The organism is Clostridium sp. MCC344 (genome assembly GCF_018785365.1).
Taxonomy (GTDB): Bacteria; Bacillota; Clostridia; order Lachnospirales; family Lachnospiraceae; genus Pilosibacter.
Map to the genome: position 1 here is coordinate 1 of NZ_WQPQ01000042.1, position 357 is coordinate 357.

A 357-nucleotide genomic window follows, 5' to 3' on the forward strand; every position below is an offset into this window, starting at 1 on the left:
AAGGAGCATTTTATGGGAAATGCGTTTGGAATGATCCCCGGCTTGGAAACGGACGAATGGAGCAATGACGCCTGCCGCGGTTATGTCATTATGGCAATGGAGGACTGCGGATTTTCAAAGAAGGATATACGGCGTGTTGTGGGGCAGCTTTATGAAGTATTTGACCTCAACAGCGTGGAGGACGCCAAAGAAAAGTACCATTCCAGTCCTTACTGACCTCGGGCCATATCGACCCGAAGTGGAGAAAGCTCAAAGGGCGGCACCTGCTGGGTGTCGCCTTTTGACATTTCCCCACAGGACAAGCGGGAAAGGCAGGCATATACACGCACTTTCGCAAAGGAGGTTTTCAATGACGCA

1 protein-coding gene is annotated in these 357 nt (G+C 51.0%); it reads left to right on the forward strand.

All coding sequences use genetic code 11. From position 1 onward, the window contains the following. Positions 1-216 (forward strand): hypothetical protein (locus GPK90_RS11760; RefSeq protein WP_486463669.1); only part of this gene is annotated, 216 nt, incomplete at its 5' end. Positions 217-357 lie beyond the last annotated feature (141 nt).